This is a genomic window from Marinobacter sp. (assembly GCF_041686475.1).
Lineage (GTDB): Bacteria > Pseudomonadota > Gammaproteobacteria > Pseudomonadales > Oleiphilaceae > Marinobacter.
Window position 1 is genome coordinate 20,779 of record NZ_JAWLDU010000018.1, and the last position, 14,435, is coordinate 35,213.

Here is a 14,435-nt window from a genome sequence, read left to right on the forward strand (position 1 = left end):
AAAGGCAGGTTACCGACTGGTTCTGTCGGCCCGCTCGGAAGACAAGTTGAAACACCTGCAGAGCGAACTGGGCGGCAGCGAGCGGGTAATGATTGCCCGTTGTGATGTTCAGAGCATGGAGCAGCAGGAGGCAGTGGTAGATGACGCCCTGGCGACCTTCGGGCAGATTGACGCCGTATTTGTGAATGCGGGGCGCGGCGGAGAGCCCGGCGGTTTCAGTGGCGCGGATCACGAGGTCTGGAAAGATATGATCCTGACCAACATCTACGGTGCCGGGTTGACGGTTCAGTGCTGCCTGCCGGCGCTGCGAAAAAGCCGTGGCCAGTTGCTGCTGACAGGCTCTGCTGCCGGCAGAACAACCATACCGGGGTCCATGTACAGTGCCACTAAATGGGCAGTCTCGGCCATCGGGTATGGCGTGAGAGAAGAGCTCAGGGGCTCCGGTATTCGTGTCACCCTTATCGAGCCCGGGATGGTGGATACACCTTTCTTCGACGAGCCTCCGGCAAATGCCCTCAAACCGGACGACATTGCCCAGGCAGTGATGTATGCGGTGTCCCAACCAGCCCATGTAGACGTCAACGAAATACTGGTGCGGCCAACGCCCCCGGTGGAATGAACCTGCAATCGCTGCTCAGTGGGTCGCTTCGCTGGGTGGCGGCTGTTCCATGTTTCTGGCGAGAATCTTGTCCGCATCCAGCGAGGCAATGGATACCCGGGTATCCCTGGGAATATCGCCACTGAGTTGCAGCGCGAGGTAGCGCATCGCGCACACCCGCAGGAAAGAGGTGAAGTTGCCCAGATCGTGCCCAGCGTCGATGGATTCGTGATAGAGCCTGGTGATCATCTGGGGCAGATTCATGCCATCCCGGGCAGCGATTTCCGTGAGCGCATTCCAGAAGGCATTTTCCATGCGAATGCTGGTCACCATGCCGTCGATACGAAGCGAATGGGTACGGCTGACCCAGAGATCGGAATCCGCGTGGACGAAGAGTTTGCACATGGCGCTATCCTCATGAATCCGGGGCCGCGGGGCGGCCCCGTTTCCGTTACTTGTCCAGCAGTTTGAAGAACTGAGCCAGCCATTGGGGATGGGCCGGCCATGCCGGTGCTGTTACCAGATTACCATCGGTTACTGCCGCGTCAACGTCGATGGCGGCGAAGCGGCCTCCCGCCAGTTCCACTTCCGGCTGGCAGGCCGGATAGGCAGAACACTCACGTCCTTCAAGCACGCCTGCGGCTGCCAGTAGTTGGGCACCATGGCAAATGGCCGCCACGGGTTTGTCCGCTTCGAAGAAGTGGCGCACCAGATTCTTTACATCGTCGTTCAGGCGCAGATATTCCGGAGCGCGACCACCGGGCACCACCAGGGCGTCGTAATCGGCAGGATCAAGGCCGGCAAAATCAGCGTTCAGGGCAAACCGGTGCCCCGGCTTTTCGGTGTAGGTCTGGTCGCCCTCGAAGTCATGAATGGCTGTGGCCACGGTGTCCCCTGACTTCTTGTCCGGGCAGACCGCGTGAACCGTGTGGCCGACGGCCTGCAGTGCCTGGAACGGCACCATGGTTTCGTAGTCCTCGGTGAAATCACCGGTAATCATCAGTATCTTTTTACCGCTCATACCCTTCTCCTTGCGCTTGTTGTCAGTCTCATCACATTAACAAGGGCTGAAAGAGAACGGGTATTAGGGGAATACTACAGTGTTATGTTATAACACCTGGTTGTGTCGAACCTTTTATACTCCAACACGAGCGACCCATGACCTCACCAATACCCACCAATCTGGTGCTCGGCTTTCTGGGCGTAGGCAAGACTACCGCCATAATGGACCTGCTGAAGAAAAAGCCGGAGGGTGAGGTTTGGGCCGTTCTGGTGAACGAATTCGGTGAGGTGGGAATTGACGGCGCCATGCTGGAAACAGAAGGCGCCTTTGTTCGGGAGGTGCCCGGTGGGTGTATGTGCTGTGTCGCCGGGCTGCCAATGCAGATTGGTCTTAACCAGTTGATCCATAAAGCCAGGCCTGACCGGTTACTGATCGAGCCCACCGGGCTCGGGCATCCTTCCCAGATCCTCGAAACCCTGACGGGAGAGCACTACCGGAACGTGTTGACCCTGGGGCCGGTGCTTTGCCTGGTGGATCCGAGGCGGCTGGAGGAATCCAGGGTTCTGGAGAATGTACAGTTCCAGGATCAGGTTGCCGCGGCTGATATCCTGGTGGCGAACAAGACGGACCTGTGCCGTCCCGAGCAGGTTGCCCGTTTTGACGACTGGGTGGGCAGTCTGCGGCCGGCCAGGACTGCGGTTTTCCACACCCGGTATGGTTGCATGGATATCGGCTGGCTGGATGGCGATACCGCGTTGTCAACCGTGGGTTCTCCTCATGCTCACCATCACCATGATCCGGCAGAGCCCGTGCCTGTTCCGGACATTCAGGAGGAACCCTGGCAGCGAATCAGTAACCAGGGGCAGGGGCACTTCAGCCTCGGCTGGCGGATCCATCCTGATACGGTTTTTTCCGAAACGGCATTGCTGGCGTTATCCCTGGACAGCCGTTTTGCCAGGTTCAAGGCGGTGGTGCACACTGATGTTGGTTGGCGGACCATCAATATGGCAGACGGTGCCCTGTCGGTGTCAGAATGCGAGCCAAGGGATCTATCGCGCATCGAAGTTATCAGCGAGCAGCGGCCGGATGAAGACGAGTTAGACGCCAGCCTGCGCGCATCCATCAATAAAACAGAACCATCATGCTGAAAATTTCCAACACCGTTGAACTGGGTGACTGGGAGATCGAGTTGACCCAGATCCGCGCCCAGGGAGCAGGGGGCCAGAACGTCAACAAGGTGGCATCTGCGGTTCACCTGCGCTTCGACATTCTCAACTCCAGCCTGCCGCCATTCTACAAGGAGCGGCTGATGTCGCTTTCTGACCAGCGCATCAGCAAGGAAGGCATCATTGTTATCAAGGCTCAGAAATACCGTACTCTGGAACTCAACAAGGAAGATGCCCTCGAGCGCCTGAAGGAACTGATTCAGGAGGCGGTGAAGCAGCAGAAAGCGCGCCGGCCCACCCGCCCCACCAAGGGCTCCCAACGGCGGCGTGTTGATAAAAAGACCAAAAAAGGCAAAACCAAGGCCTTGCGGGGCAAGGTTCAGGTTTAATTCCCGCCCTTCAGTCCCAGCCGCGTTGCTTCCTCTCCATGACGGCGTCCTTCTCTCAGTGCACTCAGTCAGTCCCGTCAGCGCCCCCGGGCCAGAAATGCTCAATGATGTTTTTTATCCGGCGTCGCAGTCGTTGTGGCGCTTCCTGCTGACCACTTGTGGCAATCCTCTCCCCGAGTTTACGCTCAAATTCTGCCCGGCTGAAGCAGTCGTGGCACCGTTCCAGATGCTGTTCAATTTCGGCACTGGTGTCGCTGTCCATTTCACGGTCCAGGTAGTCGAACAGGCGAGTAACTACCTCGTCACAGGAAATCCAGGACTCCTTCAATTTCCTCCAGGCGGCCGAAAGGCCGCCATTTTGCTATCAGCGATCATTGGTTTTATGGTGTGTTCAAGTAAATGCGATGCCGCAATTGGAGATCAAGATGACTGCGCCGAAAGACAAACTTCGCGTATTCTACGACGGCGCCTGTCCAAGCTGCGTCAAAGACCGCAAGCTCTACGAGCGGCTGGCTGGCAGAACTGGCGAGTCGGTGGAGTGGGTCGATATCACCGGCCGTGATGAGGAACTTGAACAGAGGGGCATTGACCCGGCCGCAGCGCTTCAGGAACTTCATGTGGAGGATGGTCATGGCAATATCCATCGGGAACTGGATGCCTATATTCTGTTGATGTCACGGGTATGGTTGTTGAAACCTCTCGCCTGGCTGATCGGTTTGCCGGTTATCCGGCCGGCGCTGGCTAAGCTCTACCACAAATGGGTTGGAGAACGGCTGGAAAGAACCGGGCGCATGCCCAGGTAGTCACGCACAGGTCGACGAATGGCGGCATTCGGACTAGGGTGCAGGTAAGGATTTCCCTGAATCTTCGGAGCCCGCCAATGCAAATAGCCTATCGTGCCCGTGACCTGGCGGAAGCCCACATTGTCGCCGGCCTGCTGCAATCAAGGGGCATAGAGTCCCATGTTGGAGGCCACTACCTGCAGGGTGCCATGGGCGAAATTGGTGCTGCTGGTTTTACCAATGTTCACGTGGAAGACGAAGATTACTCCCGGGCCCGTGTGCTGGTGGCCGAGTACGAGTCTTCGGCGCCACCGGAGACCTCTTCCCATGTCGGGCAGGTTGAGGACCGTGCCAATCGCTATGCCACCTGGTTTCTGTTGTTCCTGGCGGTGGTCATGGTGGTGTTGTTCGGAGCATTGTAAGTATTGGCGGAGGAGCTGAACTCATTGAAAGCCCGTTGTCCGGTTTGTGAAGTCCCGGCTCTGGTACCGTTTCAGACCATCAATAACACCCGTTATCGTCGCTGTGACAACTGTGAGGCAACGGTGATGGATGAGTCAGGCTGGTTGGACGAGCACGAGGAGAAGGCAGTCTATGATCTTCACGACAATAACCCGCAGGATGATGGCTACCGCCGGTTTCTTTCCAAGCTGACCAAACCATTGCTTGAACGGCTGGGGCCGGGAGCCCGCGGCCTGGATTTTGGCTGTGGCCCCGGGCCGGCGCTGGCGGCCATGGTGCGGGAAGCAGGCATGGACATGGCGCTCTTCGATCCGTTTTTCTACCCGCAGGCGTCCGTGCTGGAGCGACAGTATGATTTTGTTACCTGCACGGAGGTGGTGGAGCATCTGCATCGCCCGGCGGAGGTCTTCCGGCAACTGGACAGGCTGCTGGCGCCCGGGGGCTGGTTGGGCGTGATGACCTGCTTTCAGACCGATGACGAGCGCTTTGCCAACTGGCACTATCGGCGGGACCCGACCCATATCGTGTTCTACCGCCGGGCCACCATGGAGTGGCTGGCCGATGCCCATGGCTGGGCGCTGCATATTCCTGCCAAGGATGTGGCGTTATTCCAGAAAGTTTAATCGGAAGAGGGGCATTGCAGCACCGGGCAGGTGTCCGTGCTTTCCGGGTCCAGTACCTCCGGAATCGATTCGTCAAAGCGTTCAGGGTTGATCTCAGCGGCGCAGCTGGCCGCGGTTTCAGCTGCGGTGGCGCAGCCCTGGGCGGCCAGTGAATGGGCCAGATTGTTCCAGCCGGCAGCGATGCCGGGGAACTTCCGGGTCAGGCGCTGGTAATGATATGTGGCGAGTTCCGCGTCGCCCAGTTCCCAGGCAATATTTCCCTGCCCCATGATCGCGGCGGGCTGGTCAGGCCAGGTTTGCTCTGCGGTCTGGTATGCGGTTGTTGCGGCCAGGGTCCGGCCCGTGGTCTCCAGGTCATTCGCCGACATCAGGTAGCGCAGGGGTTCGGCAGTTGCCGGCAATTGGTCGGGAGGCAGCATGACAGCCGCCCATTTTTCCGCGCGAGTCCATGTGGCCATGAACACTTCCAGGGTTTCCTCGTGATAGTCACGGGTGTCAGTATGCAGAATAATATTCCGCTGTTCGGCATCAAACCCCATCACCACGGCGAAGTGCCACTGCGGCCACCAGCCAAACCTGAGATTCTGCATCACCAGTACCGGGTTGCCGGCAGCCACTTCCCCGAGCAGGCTTTCCAGTGAGCTATCCAGCGGGTAGACCAGCAGTCCGTGGGCACGGGCTGCGGCCACCAGCTCCACTTTAAGGCTGCCCTGGCGTTCCGGGAGATAGACCAGCTCCTTCAATACGTCCGGATTGGTATTCAGACCCTGGCTGTTGAGCATCATGGCCAGGGAGGCCGGGCCGCATTGATAGCGCTCCTGGGCATAGAAGGGAACATCCTCCAGCACCAGGCGTTTATCAACATCGGGGATGTCCTGGGTGTCTGATTCTGGCCACTGAGGGCGACTGGCGCAGCCTGCCAGAATCGCCGTCAGTAGGATACTGACAACGATTTGCAGCAGGCGCGGATTGGTTGAGACAGTCACGAGATCCGCGTGCTACCGGATACAGTTGATGAAGGGGTAAATATTGGTCGCGCACAACATATCGGTGACAACAAAGACCAGCAGGAACAGAACAATGATTCCCACAACGTCTTCACCCACCGGTGCTTCTGCCAGTTGCTGTTCGAATGACGACAGCTCCTCCGGAGTCAGGTTCTGGATGCGCTCCTCAACCTGATCCTGGCTGACACCCATTTGAGCAAGCCGGTCTTTCACTTCATCGCGCTCAAGCATATCCAGCAGGGATTGGCGATCCAGGTCGGCACGCTGCTCGGTCAAGAGTTCGCCGGTACCTACAACACCCGCTGTCGCGGATGATGCCAGAACGGTGCCAAATGCCATCATGATGGCCATGAAAAACGATACATATCGCAGGTGCTTTCTTATAGTCTGCATTCCTTTCTCCTTGCTTTCGTTTATGAAACACGGTTCCCGTGTTCCGACTCCGGTTTTGCTGGCTGTACTTCAAGACGTCTTTCCGGCCAGTTCAGGATAGCTGAACGGGTGACCATAAGCTCTGCCAGTTCCGGAAATTCCTGTTTAATAACGTTTGCTGCGAATTCCGATAAAAAAGACGACTTAAGAGTAGCACGCGCTTTCTGGGCTCCGGGTTCCTGATAGGGGGCAGATGAGAGCAAAAGAAATCCATCGTCTGGTACCCGGCCGCTTGCCATATTGGCTTTGATAATAGCGGCAGCCTGTCTTATCGGGTGTGACAGGTCGGGGCTGAAGGGGCCGATAATCAATGCCAGATTGGGCACATGGAGAAAGTCGAAGCCCCGTCCTATGCAGATGACCCACTCCCTGTGTTCAATGTTCAGCTCCCTGTCGCTTTTCCTGATCTCCGCAATGTGCTGGATATTGCCTTTTACCAGTGGCAGCAGGTCGCGTTGGACGGGCGCCGGCATATCGGGGTAGAGGGCAGCAATCCGCGATTCCATTTCGTCCCCGGCGGTGGGAGCGATGGTGGACAGGTCCAGGAACGAGTCGTCGCGGCCGTTGAGAACCAGGGCGTCTTCATCGGTTTCAAAGCCGCAAACCAGGGGGTAGACCGTCTGGTGTCCACCTCCGAACAGAGTCTCAACCTGGCGACGGATGCCCAGGGCATGCGCCCGTGCTGCCTCACGGTCGCAGTTGAAGCCGGCGCACCCCCGTTCCTTGGCGCCACTGGAATAATGGTAGGTAATGATGATGAGCACCCGTCTGCCCGCATTGACGGCACTTTGCACCGTGTCTGCCAACAGGTCTCCCAGATAGGGCCAGCCCAGGTTGAAAATACCGCCGAGATTGCGGAAGGGCTGGATAATGCCCATTGGCGTGCGGGTCACGTGGGGCAGATGGATGCGGCCATCCATGCATTTCATGGCGATGATAAGCGTGTTGTGCTCCGCCAGGTAACGTTGACGGGCCAGTTGGCTTTCCGGGCTGGAGAAGCTTGCCGAGTGGTTCCGGCTCAGCTCCATCAACCAGTCAATCCGCTCGCTGATCGGCCGGGAATGCACAGGCGTAGTCATCACAGTTACCTCTTCAAATTTAAAACGTAGACAGTCCCGTGGCCTCCATCAACCTGTATTGCCAGTATCGTAAACGGGATTCGTCCGCCCAGGCCTCGTAAGGCAGGCTCATGACCGGTGTGTCGCCGGGGCCATGGTTCCACTGTTCCTCGAAAAAGCCAGATGCTTTGCGCACTGTCTCGGAGTCAATGTCTGAGCTTACATGAACACTGGTCTCAAGGTTCAAATCGTCCAGGTTCCGGCGAGTAAAGTTGGCGGATCCCAGTAGCAGTTGCGCATTGCCATTCGGGTCCTGCCGGATAAGGAGCTTGGTGTGGCATTGCTCACCTTCGGTATGACACCAGCGCACTGTTATGCCGGCCCTGTTGAGCTCCATCGCAGCCTGGCGGTTAGGGATGCCGCTTTTCTTGAGCCCGAAAGCATCATTGTTGGCATCCAGAAGAACGCGCACTTCCACGCCGCGTGAATGGGCCTGTCTCAGGGCACGTAAAACGGCGCGATGCGAGAGATAGAAAATCGAGAGGTCCAGGCGGGCCCCGGATACTGCGCTTTTAATTATGTCGGTAGCCGAGACAAGAATAGCCGACTCGGTAACAATGCGGATGGTGTCCGGTGATTCAGGTGCGGATTCAGAAAAGTTACCCAGTGCGTTATCCACGGCGGCAGTGTCCATGCCGGACATGGCCAGAACGGCTTTTTCGGTTCTCAGCAGATCGGCAACAGCGGGCCCTCCGAACCGCAGGCCAATATTGCTGTGCTGGCTGCTGCCATCGTGGGGATTGGCGGAGGTCACCAGTGCTATCAACCCTTCTTCACTGTCTGTAACCAGGGCTTTGCGATGATTGGCCTTGAAATTGGGTAGCGCCAGGTAGCTGCGCAGGGTGACGGGCTGATCGCCGAGGGCGTTGGGTAGCCAGCCGGCCGATGCCGAGTTGCCCATCCACTGGCAGCAGATGCGCCAGATTCCCGACCAGATGGGATTGCTGTCACGCAGGCGTTCCAGGCGGGTTTCCACCACCGGAATGGCGGCCTGCCGGAGTCGCTGGAATTGCGGGGAGGTTGTGCCGCCATACACCGTATTGATGGGGTCAGATATTACGATGATGTCTATCCCGGGGTGGGCCTGTTTGCGCGCAATCAGGGCGTCGGTTAGTTCCCGGGCCAGTGGTAGCTGATGGCTGCCGTTGGCCCGGGAGTCGTTGAACAGGAACATGTCGACCAGGATGAACTGCCTTGCATTGGCAATCATGTCGAAAATTTCTGCGAAGATTTCCTGTCGCAGTCGCGGCTCTTCATTGCCAAAGTGCAGGGTTCGGTCGGTCAGCAGCCTTGGATTGGTCAGGGGGCGCTCGTCGCCGTGGTAGCTGAGACCCAGGGGGAGCGACTTGAATGAATGGTAAAGGCTGGTTGTTGCAATTGTGAGAACAATCAGGCCAATCAGTAACTTGAGTGTCATTGTCATGCTTCCCGGCGGAGACGTCCATGGAAAGGACTATACGGCAGAAGGGCCGGCCGCGTCTTTTACACCATTGTCATCCCCGGCTAATTCCGGTTCAGGCGTGACGGCGGTCCCAGCTGAACAAACCTTTACAAAAAACAGCGGTGGGTAACCTATCGCCGCCGGCCCGCACTTTCTAGACTTGCGGTATCAACCATTTACAGTAACGGCTCCCGTGAACACTCTGGCTTTTGTGTTTTCCCATATTTTCAGCCTGCGCCTGCTCATCGTCGGACTGGCGTTGGTCTGTGCCTTCATCGGTGAGGCAATTCCAATGCTCGGCTGGGCAGACCGCCTTCTGTTCGGGTCACTCGGTAATTCATCCGGTATGGGTGATGCCGGTGCACTGGTGAGCATGTCGCCAGAGGTATTCGCCTCGGCCATGGAAGCCCGTGGGCTTTCCGAACCAACCTGGTCGGCAATTGTCAGTCGCTCCGGGTTGATGGCATCGGCACTGTTTCTGGTGCTGGCGGTTCCCCGGATGGGCGCCGGAGTGGCCCTGCCTGTCATTCTGCTGGCAGCGGGATCGCTGGTGGTGCTGCAGGCAGCCTTCATGTTTTACCGGAACATCTGGTTGCCGCTCGGGGAGGTCGTCACCCTGTTGGTGGCAGGGTACCTCGCCATGCTTTTCTGGCTGCAGCCCCAGCGGGAAATCCAGGCGTTGTCGCACAATGTGCAACGCGCAAGAACCCGTCTCGGCAAACTGTTACTTCAGCAGGGCCAGCCGGACGAGGCGCTGGAGGTACTTTCAGAATGCCCTCCGAACGAGGATGCCCTGAGCGTTCAATATGACATTGCGATCCAGCAGGAGCGCAAGCGTCACTATAACAAGGCCTGTGCTACCTACCGACAGATACTCGACCAGAAACGCGGATACCGTGATGCCGACAAACGCCTGGCGGCCCTGGAAAACCTGAATTCGGAAGGTGTCGCTACGGTGTCAGGAAACTTCGACAGTACGCGAACACTGGTGCTCCCGGAACAGAGCGTCAGCCGGCCAACCCTGGGCCGTTATGAGATCGAGAGGGAAATCGGGCGTGGCGCCATGGGCGTGGTCTATCTTGGCAAGGATCCGAAGATTGCACGCACGGTAGCCATCAAGACGCTCAGCTACCAGGCGTTCGAGGACGATGAACTGCGGGATCTGAAGTCCCGGTTCTTCCGCGAGGCGGAAGCCGCCGGGCGCCTCAGTCATCCGGCGATTGTTACGGTCTATGATGTGGGAGAGGAGGCAGACCTGGCATTTATTGCCATGGACTATGCCAGGGGTCGGCCACTCAGTGAGTTCGGCAAGCCAGGCCGGTTATTGCCTCTGGCCACCGTCCTGGACATCGTCGCCAGGGTAGCCGACGCCCTGGATTATGCCCATCGCGAGAAAATCATTCATCGGGACATCAAACCGGGCAACATCATCTTCAATCCGGACAATCGCGAGATAAAAATCACCGATTTCGGGATTGCAAAGATCTCGGATGATTCACGGACCCGCACTGGCAATGTCATGGGTAGCCCACTGTATATGTCCCCTGAGCAACTCAAGGGACAGAAGGTGACGGGCGCTTCTGACACCTATAGCCTGGGTATCACTCTTTACAAACTGGTTTCCGGAGAAACACCCTACCAGGGTGACACGCTGGCCAATCTGACCTACCAGATTCTGAACAAACGCCCCAGGAGTGTCCGCGAGTTCAATCCGGAACTGTCCAATGGCGTTGTTCGTCTCATCAATAAAGCCATACAGCGGGAGCCGGATAAACGTTTCCTCAGTGCCGCAACCATGGCGGAAGCACTGCGGCGGCAGGCATCCCGCGAGGCGAAGGAGGAGGCATCGTGATGAATCCCCGGGTGGCCGGCCTCACTGACGTCGGGGCTGTGCGTGCTGCCAATCAGGACACCATTGACTGGCAGGTCAGTGATGACAACCGGCAGGCCCTGCTGGTAGTTGCCGATGGTATGGGGGGCTACCAGGGCGGCGAAATTGCCAGCCGGATTGCCGTAGATACCACCATGGAAGTTCTGGGCGGGTACCTGGCGTCAGGAAACGGGAGTGAGCATGACGCGCCCCAGGATGCCATGCAGGCTGCGATCAATCTTGCCAATGAACGCATTCAACTGCGCAGAGTAGCCGATCCGGAGCTGGCCAAAATGGGCACAACGCTGGTCATCGCCTGGGTAATTGACGGGGTTGCCCATATCGCCCACCTGGGGGATTCCCGCTGCTACCTTGTTCACAACGGCGAACTTCAGTGCGAGACCCGGGACGACACCGTGGTTCAGAACATGCTGGAAGATGGCAGTATCCAGCCGGACGATGTGCCCCATGTTCCTTTTCGCAATGTGCTGACCCGTGCGCTGGGAGCGTCGTCGGCACTTGCCAGCTTCAGGCGGCTGGTGCTGGAGAAGGGCGACTCACTCTTGCTCTGCTCGGATGGCCTCACCGGGGCTTTGCCGGAAACTGACTGGTTACCACTGATTTCAGGACCGGCTTCGCCAGACTACAAGGTCCGGAACCTGGTCAATGCCAGCCTGGACAATCAGGCAGCGGATAACGTGTCCGTTGTTCTTTTGATACTCGATTAGAGAAGGAGCCCTGTATGGCGTCACTTTCGCAACTGGTGGATAACGTTGTAGTGAATGCGTTTGAACTGGCACAGCCGGAGATCCGTATCGGCCGGGGTGGAAGCAACGACATCCGCATCGACGAAATTTCCGTCAGTGGTCACCACGCTGTTATTGAATCAGTGCCCAATGCGTACCTGGAAGGAACGGTGGACTACTACATCAAAGACAATAACAGCACCAACGGGACTTTCGTCAACGATATCCGCATCAGCGGGCGCCAGCGACTCAACAGCAATGACCTGGTACGGATTGGCTGGAACGAATTCCGTTTCGTGGACGAGGATGAAAACGCGATGGAAAAAACCGCCTACATACTCGACTAGGCGTTAACGGTTCATCACCACTTGCGAGAAACGGTCCAGCAGGGATGAAGCCGCAGGTGCATCGACGACGGTCGCCAGAAGGGCTTCGGCATCAAGCCCTTCTTTGCTGAGATCCGGTGCCTGAACTTTCAGGTAGGCCCGCATAACCTCCGATGAAAATTCCGGATGGAATTGCACACCCCAGGCGCATGGCCCCACCCGGAATGCCTGATGAGGCTCGAACTCATTGCGCCCAAGCAGAACAGCACTTTCCGGCAACCGGAGAACGGATTGCCGGTGTGTCAGTTGTACCGGGAACTGGCGGGGAAGCCCCTTGAACAGTGGGTCCTCCCGGGCAGTATCCAGCAGTTCCACCTGATGGGTGCCAGTTTCCCTGCCTCCGGGATGAAAGCCTGCTTCGCCACCCAGAGCATGGGCCAGCAACTGATGGCCATAGCACACACCCAAAACCGGAACCTCGGCCCTGACCGCGTCCGCAAGCCAGCCGGCGGTCCTTTCGCTCCAGGGTTCCCGGTCACTAACCATGGCCGGGGAGCCGGTGACCACAATGCCGTCCCAGGCTTCGGGAAGGCCGGGCAGGTCGTCTACCGTCACATCCACAACGTGGACATTGAGCTCCGGCGCCAGCCGTGCCACAAACCAACTGTCAAAATCCCCGAAGGTTTCACGCAGGGTGGGGTAGGTGGTGCCGGTTTTCAGTATAACGACCCTTGGCAAGCTACTGCTCCTGTGTGTCGGCAATGACGGCATTGTGGTAGACGTTCTGGACGTCATCCAGGTCGTTCAGCATGTCCATGAATTTTTCGAACAGTTCGATGTCATCGCCTTCAATGGTTGTGGTCGTCTGGGGCAGGAACTGGATCTCGTCCACCTCAAATTCCAGGCCCTCGAACGCTTCCTGCAGTGCCTGGCGCGCCTTGGCATACTCGGTGTGGGGCGCAAACACGGTAATCATGCCATCTTCCTGTTCAATGTCGGTGACGTCCACGTCTGCCATCATCAGGGCCTCGAGAGCAGTTTCTTCATCGTCTCCCCTGAACTCGAATATGGCACAGTGATCGAACATGTGGCTGACGCTGCCCTGGGTGCCGATCTTGCACTTGGTTTTGGTAAAGGCAAGGCGAACGTCACCGAAGGTGCGGTTAGGGTTATCCGTCAGGCAATCCACGATGGCCATACAGTTGCCGGGCCCGAAGCCTTCATAGCGAGCCGGGGAGAAGTCCTCACCCGCTCCGCCCTGGGCTTTCTCGATGGCCTTCTCAATAACGTGCGCAGGCACCTGGTCTTTTTTGGCGCGATCGATCAGGCCGCGCAGAGACAGGTTGCTGTCCGGGTCCGGACCGCCTGACTTGGCGCAAACATAGATCTCACGGCCGTACTTGCTGTAAACCTTGGTTTTGGCGGCGGCCGTTTTGGCCATGGAGTCTTTGCGGTTCTGATAGGCTCTGCCCATTTCGCTGCCTCAATGTCGTTCCAAAAGTGCCGATTTTACTCGACAAAACAGACCGGTGACAGAGTTATTTGTCGATGGCCTGCCCCACCCAAAGTTGTAAACCTTCGCCACTTTCGGGTCAAAGACGCCGTGCAGTTCGGGTGCTAGCGTGGGATTGTCCCTTGATCCCCGGAGCCTTACATGACACGTCGATACACTTCAGGCCGGATAGCCGTGGTGGTGAGTATTCTGGTACTGCTTCCCCAGGCGGCACATAGCGATGAATCCGAACAGCAGATGGGTGTGGCGCGGGAGATGGTCAGGGTTCTGGAAGCCTACGCCGTCTACAAGATGGGCCAGTATGATCTGGCTTTCGAGCGTTACCAGGCACTGGCTGAAGCGGGTAGTCACCAGGGGATGTACAACCTCGCGAACATGTACGCCGCGGGCCAGGGTGTCGAGCAAAGTGACTCCATGGCATTCGAGTGGTACCTGAAAGCAGCACAAGCAGGCGACAGACTGAGTATGTCGGAAGTCGCAAAGGCCTATGCCGGAGGCATTGGCACCGAGCCAGACCCGGTCAAGGCGGACTACTGGCGGGCGAGGGCAGCGGACGCTCCCTGACAAGGAATTCGTCAGTCACGTAAAAGCCCGGTTGTCAGATTATTACCATGTGGTCATGGATTTACGGTTAAAGCAGCGAACCATTTATTCAACGGATAAAGGTAAGTATCCTTTGGCTGGCAGGTTACTGATTTGGTCGCCGGGCATACCCGGGCGATTCAGGGAACAGGAGCAAATTGATGAAACGTCCAGCTATTTTATGCATGAATCTTGCCTTGTTGCTGGCACTGCCGGGTATGGTTTCAGCCCAGCAAACGTCGCCCCAGCAGGGACAAACGCAGGGTCAGAGCCAGGGCCAGATGCAGGGTCAGGGCCAGATGCAAGGGCAGAGTCGGGACCGGGAGCAGGTTCAAGGCCAGGGTCAGGTGCAAGGGCAGGGCCAAGGTAAGGTTCAA

19 protein-coding genes are annotated in these 14,435 nt (G+C 57.7%); 10 read left to right on the plus strand and 9 right to left on the minus strand.

Annotation, left to right across the window (positions count from 1 at the left end):
* A partial coding sequence (locus tag ACESMB_RS06255) for an SDR family oxidoreductase (protein WP_372971126.1) occupies positions 1-619 on the plus strand: 619 nt, incomplete at its 5' end.
* Between the two features lie 15 nt (positions 620-634).
* Here ACESMB_RS06255 and ACESMB_RS06260 read toward each other — a convergent pair.
* Both ACESMB_RS06260 and ACESMB_RS06265 read right to left on the minus strand, forming a co-directional pair.
* Positions 635-1,003: a ribbon-helix-helix domain-containing protein gene (locus tag ACESMB_RS06260; RefSeq protein ID WP_372926070.1), complete on the minus strand. Its 369-nt coding sequence runs from the start codon at positions 1,001-1,003 to the stop codon at positions 635-637.
* Between the two features lie 46 nt (positions 1,004-1,049).
* Complete coding sequence (locus ACESMB_RS06265; RefSeq protein ID WP_372971127.1) at positions 1,050-1,619, minus strand: DJ-1/PfpI family protein; 570 nt, start codon at positions 1,617-1,619, stop codon at positions 1,050-1,052.
* Positions 1,620-1,756: 137 nt separating this feature from the next.
* Here ACESMB_RS06265 and ACESMB_RS06270 point away from each other — a divergent pair, with 137 nt between their 5' ends.
* Positions 1,757-2,749 (plus strand): CobW family GTP-binding protein, encoded by a 993-nt coding sequence (locus tag ACESMB_RS06270; RefSeq protein WP_372971128.1) that lies wholly within the window; start codon positions 1,757-1,759, stop codon positions 2,747-2,749.
* Complete coding sequence (gene arfB, locus ACESMB_RS06275; protein ID WP_372971129.1) at positions 2,743-3,156, plus strand: alternative ribosome rescue aminoacyl-tRNA hydrolase ArfB; 414 nt, start codon at positions 2,743-2,745, stop codon at positions 3,154-3,156. The genes ACESMB_RS06270 and arfB overlap by 7 nt, the downstream gene beginning before the upstream one ends.
* 64 nt (positions 3,157-3,220) lie before the next feature.
* Here the strand turns inward: arfB and ACESMB_RS06280 are convergent, their stop codons facing one another.
* Positions 3,221-3,484, minus strand: a complete 264-nt coding sequence (locus ACESMB_RS06280) for an anti-sigma factor family protein (RefSeq protein WP_372971130.1) — start codon at positions 3,482-3,484, stop codon at positions 3,221-3,223.
* A gap of 97 nt (positions 3,485-3,581) precedes the next feature.
* Here ACESMB_RS06280 and ACESMB_RS06285 point away from each other — a divergent pair, with 97 nt between their 5' ends.
* The 3 genes from ACESMB_RS06285 to ACESMB_RS06295 all read left to right on the plus strand — a co-directional run bounded on the left by ACESMB_RS06285 (position 3,582) and on the right by ACESMB_RS06295 (position 5,023).
* Positions 3,582-3,959, plus strand: a complete 378-nt coding sequence (locus ACESMB_RS06285) for a thiol-disulfide oxidoreductase DCC family protein (protein WP_372926075.1) — start codon at positions 3,582-3,584, stop codon at positions 3,957-3,959.
* Between the two features lie 77 nt (positions 3,960-4,036).
* Positions 4,037-4,360: a DUF2007 domain-containing protein gene (locus ACESMB_RS06290; RefSeq protein WP_372926076.1), complete on the plus strand. Its 324-nt coding sequence runs from the start codon at positions 4,037-4,039 to the stop codon at positions 4,358-4,360.
* A gap of 24 nt (positions 4,361-4,384) precedes the next feature.
* Complete coding sequence (locus ACESMB_RS06295; RefSeq protein WP_372926077.1) at positions 4,385-5,023, plus strand: class I SAM-dependent methyltransferase; 639 nt, start codon at positions 4,385-4,387, stop codon at positions 5,021-5,023.
* On the opposite strand, the gene ACESMB_RS06300 is transcribed toward ACESMB_RS06295, so the two are convergent.
* From ACESMB_RS06300 to ACESMB_RS06315, 4 genes are read right to left on the minus strand one after another with little or no spacing between them, the layout of a single operon-like run.
* On the minus strand, positions 5,020-6,009 hold the full coding sequence (locus tag ACESMB_RS06300; protein WP_372926078.1) for a PA2778 family cysteine peptidase: 990 nt from the start codon (positions 6,007-6,009) through the stop codon (positions 5,020-5,022). The two genes, ACESMB_RS06295 and ACESMB_RS06300, sit on opposite strands and share 4 nt — an antisense overlap.
* 12 nt (positions 6,010-6,021) lie before the next feature.
* Complete coding sequence (locus ACESMB_RS06305; RefSeq protein ID WP_372926079.1) at positions 6,022-6,423, minus strand: PA2779 family protein; 402 nt, start codon at positions 6,421-6,423, stop codon at positions 6,022-6,024.
* 20 nt (positions 6,424-6,443) lie between these two features.
* The gene (locus ACESMB_RS06310) at positions 6,444-7,541 is read right to left on the minus strand and encodes a hypothetical protein (protein ID WP_372971131.1); all 1,098 of its coding nucleotides are present in this window, start codon (positions 7,539-7,541) and stop codon (positions 6,444-6,446) included.
* 19 nt (positions 7,542-7,560) lie between these two features.
* Positions 7,561-8,997 (minus strand): phospholipase D-like domain-containing protein, encoded by a 1,437-nt coding sequence (locus tag ACESMB_RS06315; protein WP_372926081.1) that lies wholly within the window; start codon positions 8,995-8,997, stop codon positions 7,561-7,563.
* Between the two features lie 217 nt (positions 8,998-9,214).
* On the opposite strand from ACESMB_RS06315, the gene ACESMB_RS06320 reads away from it, so the two are divergent.
* Genes ACESMB_RS06320 through ACESMB_RS06330 form a run of 3 tightly spaced genes read left to right on the plus strand, consistent with a single transcriptional unit; the run spans position 9,215 to position 11,984 of the window.
* The gene (locus ACESMB_RS06320) at positions 9,215-10,873 is read left to right on the plus strand and encodes a serine/threonine-protein kinase (protein ID WP_372971132.1); all 1,659 of its coding nucleotides are present in this window, start codon (positions 9,215-9,217) and stop codon (positions 10,871-10,873) included.
* Positions 10,873-11,619, plus strand: coding sequence for a PP2C family protein-serine/threonine phosphatase (locus tag ACESMB_RS06325; protein WP_372971133.1), 747 nt, complete (start codon positions 10,873-10,875; stop codon positions 11,617-11,619). The genes ACESMB_RS06320 and ACESMB_RS06325 overlap by 1 nt, the downstream gene beginning before the upstream one ends.
* A 14-nt stretch (positions 11,620-11,633) precedes the next feature.
* Positions 11,634-11,984, plus strand: coding sequence for an FHA domain-containing protein (locus tag ACESMB_RS06330; protein ID WP_372926084.1), 351 nt, complete (start codon positions 11,634-11,636; stop codon positions 11,982-11,984).
* 3 nt (positions 11,985-11,987) lie between these two features.
* Here the strand turns inward: ACESMB_RS06330 and ACESMB_RS06335 are convergent, their stop codons facing one another.
* The gene (locus ACESMB_RS06335; RefSeq protein ID WP_372926085.1) at positions 11,988-12,701 is read right to left on the minus strand and encodes a glutamine amidotransferase; all 714 of its coding nucleotides are present in this window, start codon (positions 12,699-12,701) and stop codon (positions 11,988-11,990) included.
* A gap of 1 nt (position 12,702) precedes the next feature.
* On the minus strand, positions 12,703-13,437 hold the full coding sequence (locus ACESMB_RS06340; RefSeq protein ID WP_372926086.1) for a YebC/PmpR family DNA-binding transcriptional regulator: 735 nt from the start codon (positions 13,435-13,437) through the stop codon (positions 12,703-12,705).
* Positions 13,438-13,617: 180 nt separating this feature from the next.
* On the opposite strand from ACESMB_RS06340, the gene ACESMB_RS06345 reads away from it, so the two are divergent.
* Positions 13,618-14,040 (plus strand): tetratricopeptide repeat protein, encoded by a 423-nt coding sequence (locus tag ACESMB_RS06345; protein WP_372926087.1) that lies wholly within the window; start codon positions 13,618-13,620, stop codon positions 14,038-14,040.
* Positions 14,041-14,435 lie beyond the last annotated feature (395 nt).